General features: G+C 75.3%; 2 protein-coding genes. One reads left to right on the top strand and one right to left on the bottom strand.

Features of this window, described 5'->3' with window-relative positions:
• Nucleotides 1–236: 236 nt before the first annotated feature.
• A complete protein-coding gene (locus C1J01_RS47360) occupies nt 237–1,454 on the top strand; it encodes a cytochrome P450 (RefSeq protein WP_235855145.1) in 1,218 nt (405 codons plus the stop codon).
• A gap of 21 nt (nt 1,455–1,475) precedes the next feature.
• Here C1J01_RS47360 and C1J01_RS47365 read toward each other — a convergent pair.
• Nucleotides 1,476–2,755: aminopeptidase P family protein (locus tag C1J01_RS47365; protein ID WP_111185639.1), on the bottom strand; the 1,280-nt coding region annotated here is incomplete at its 5' end.

Genomic DNA, 2,755 nt, shown 5'->3' on the forward strand with positions numbered 1-2,755 from the left:
CCCCCGCCTCCGACACGTTCCGCCCCGCCGGACACCCTGCATGGCCGGTCTTCGCCCACGACGAAGAGCTCGCGGCGCCGCCGAAGCGGCGCTGATCACCGGCACGTGATCGCCCCCCGCGGTGACCCCGCGGGGGTGGTTCCTCCTGCCGCTCGTGGCCGCCGTCACCTGGGCCCGTGTCGCGAGCGGCGGTTCTCGGCACTGCGTCCACCACACCCGCAGGAGAGAGGATCACCGTGACCATCTCGTCCGACACCGTCTGGCCGGATCTGCCGCCCGGACCGCACGGCACGCCCTCGCCCGCCCTGGCCGCGCGCCGGCGCTCCCAGCCGGTCGCCCCCATGACCGCGCCGAGCGGCGACCGCGTCCTCACCGCCGTGCGCCACTCCGACGTCCGGGCGCTGCTCAACTGCCCGTACGGCAGCCGCGACCTGACCGCTCCCGGCCTGCCGCGCCTGGTCGGCGGCGCGGGAGTCGACGACGTGCCCGGGGTGCTCATCAACCTGGACCCGCCCGCCCACACCCGCCAGCGCCAGATCCTGCGCGGGGCCTTCACCGTGACGGCCGCGGAACGGTGGCGCGCCCCCTGCCGCGACCTCGCCCACGACCTGCTCGACGGCGTCCGCGGCCCGGCCATGGACGTGGTGGCCGACTACGCGCTGCCGCTGTCGTCCGCGGTCATCTGCCAGGTGCTCGGCGTCCCGCCCGGCGACCGGGAGCGGTTCGGCGAGTGGATCTCCGCGTTCCTGAGCGCCTCCACCGCCTCGTCGCAGGACCGCGCGCAGGCGTACGCCGGCTTCATGTCCTACGGGGCCGAGCTGGTGGCCGCGCACCGGGCCGCCCCCGGCCACGACCTGGTCGACGACCTGATCCAGGCTCGGGACGGCGGTGACAGGCTGAGCGACGACGAACTGGTCAACGTGCTGTTCATGCTGATCACCGCGGGTCACGAGACCACGGCGCTGATGGTCTCGCGAGGGGTGTACCGGCTGCTGCTGCACCCGGACGAATACCGCAGGCTGGTCGTCACGCCGTCGCTGATCCGCCCGGCGGTCGAGGAGATCCTGCGCTACGACGGGCCCGGCTCGCCCGGCCTGCTGCGCCGTCTCACGGAGGACCTGGAGCTGCCCTCCGGGGCGGTCGTCCCCGCCGGGACGGTGGTCCTGCCGCACCTGAGCGCGGCCAACCACGACCCGGACGCGTTCGGCGACCCCGAGCGGTTCGACATCACCCGTTACGCGCCGGGCATGCCGACGCGCCCGCACCTGGCCTTCGGCCATGGCGCCCACTTCTGCCTGGGCCAGGCGCTGGCCCGGATGGTGCTGCAGGAGGCGCTGAGCGCGCTCGTCCTGCGCGCTCCCTGGCTGCGTCCCGCCGTCCCGCTCGACGAGGTGCGGTGGTCGACGTGGGACCTGACCCTCCAGCCCGTGCGGCTGCCCGTCCTGCTCACCTGACGGGCGGCCGCACGGGGGAGGTCAGCCGCGTTCCTTGGTCCAGCGTTCCAGGCCGGTCGCGTCGATGGGCAGGGCGGCCGACAGGTTCTCCGCGCCGGTCTCCGTCACGAGCAGGTCGTCCTCGATCCGCACGCCGATCCCGCGCAGCTCCGGCGGCACCGTGCGGTCGTGGGCGTGGAAGTACAGCCCCGGCTCCACGGTGAGCGCCATCCCCGGCGCCATCCGCGCCCCGTGGTAGGCCTCCGGCCGTGACCGGGCGCAGTCGTGCACGTCCAGCCCCAGGTGGTGGCCGACGCCGCAGGTCAGGTAGCGGCGGTGGTGCTGACCGGCGTCGGACAGGGCCTCGTCGACCGAGACCGGCAGCAGCCCCCAGTCGTGCAGGCCGCGCGCGATGACCTCCATGGCCGCGTGGTGGAACGCGGTGAACGGCCGCCCCGGCGCCACCTCGGCCAGTCCCGCCCGGTGCGCCCGTTCCACCAGGTCGTGCACCTGGCGCTGGGCGGGGGAGAAGGCGCCGGAGACGGGGAAGGTGCGGGTGACGTCGGCGGTGTAGTGGGAGCGGACCTCCACCCCCATGTCGAGCAGCAGCACCTCGCCCTCCAGGACGGGGCCGTCGCAGCGCACCCAGTGCAGGGTGGGCGCGTGCGGGCCGCTGCCGACGATGGTGGCGTAGCCGGGGCCGTTGCCGTACGTCCTGGCGTACCGGTCGAAGGTGCCCTGCAACCAGCGCTCGCCGCCGCCCGCGATCGCGGCCGGCACCTCGTCCAGCACCGCGGCGAAGCCCTCGACCGTGCGGTCCACGGCCTCGCGCAGCTGCCCGACCTCCCACGCGTCCTTGATCATGCGCAGCTCGGCCAGCACCCGCCGCAGCTCCTGTGACGCCTCCGGCCAGCCGGGGCCGGCGAGCAGCGCGCCCTCGGGCGGCCCGGTGAAGTCCGCCACCGGCAGCACCGGGATGCCGAGCGCCGCCGACCACTCCTCGAGCGACGGCGACGGGCCCACCCACAGCTCGCCGTAGAGGGAGTCGGCGAAGAAGCCGGTCTCGCCGGGGCGGGCGGGCGGCGGCAGGTAGAGGGTCGCGTCGCCGCCGGAGACCACGACCACCGCGTTCTCCTGGGCGCAGCCGGTCAGCCAGAAGAAGTCGCTGTCCACCCGGAAGTCGTAGGTGGTGTCGTTGCTGCGCACGGGGGCCCGGCCGGCCGCCACGACGACGGTGCGGCCGGGCAGGGCCTCGGCCAGGCGGCGCCGGTGCGCGGCGGCGGCCTCGGCGGCGCCGTGCTCCCCCCGATCGAAGGCGGCAA

It is taken from the genome of Nonomuraea aridisoli (genome assembly GCF_003236395.1).
Taxonomy (GTDB): domain Bacteria; phylum Actinomycetota; class Actinomycetes; order Streptosporangiales; family Streptosporangiaceae; genus Nonomuraea; species Nonomuraea aridisoli.